Source organism: Christiangramia marina, from assembly GCF_048285865.1.
GTDB classification, from domain to species: domain Bacteria; phylum Bacteroidota; class Bacteroidia; order Flavobacteriales; family Flavobacteriaceae; genus Christiangramia; species Christiangramia marina.
The window spans coordinates 1-295 of sequence record NZ_JBLVTK010000065.1 but is presented as its reverse complement, the minus strand read 5'-3'; the positions used below and the strand labels follow the sequence as shown (position 1 = coordinate 295).

At 64.7% G+C, this 295-nt stretch carries 1 protein-coding gene; it reads right to left on the bottom strand.

Translation table 11 applies throughout. From position 1 onward, the window contains the following. Window positions 1-268: hypothetical protein (locus ACNKXS_RS15325; RefSeq protein WP_417921639.1), on the bottom strand; the 268-nt coding region annotated here is incomplete at its 3' end. Between the last annotated feature and the right edge of the window lie 27 nt (window positions 269-295).

Sequence of the window (295 nt, the reverse complement as noted above, 5' to 3'; positions counted from 1 at the left end):
CGCGGAAACGGCATTGCCTTTCCGCGTTCACGGCATTGCCTTTCTGCAGGCTCAGCGCCATGTCGCGGCGCAAGGTGTTGATCCGGCTGTGCGAGGTGACGGTCTGCACCGCCAGCAGCACGGCAAGGGCCGCGACCGCCAGCGGCAGCGGACGCAGCAAGGCCTGCAAGCCGCCGCCATGCGAAGGATGGGACGGCGACTTCTGGAGAGCGGGGCCGGCCGCATTGGCCGGAGCGGCCTGTTCTGGATGATTGGGCAATTCGTTCATTGTTTGTGATTGTATCGCGGCAATAGC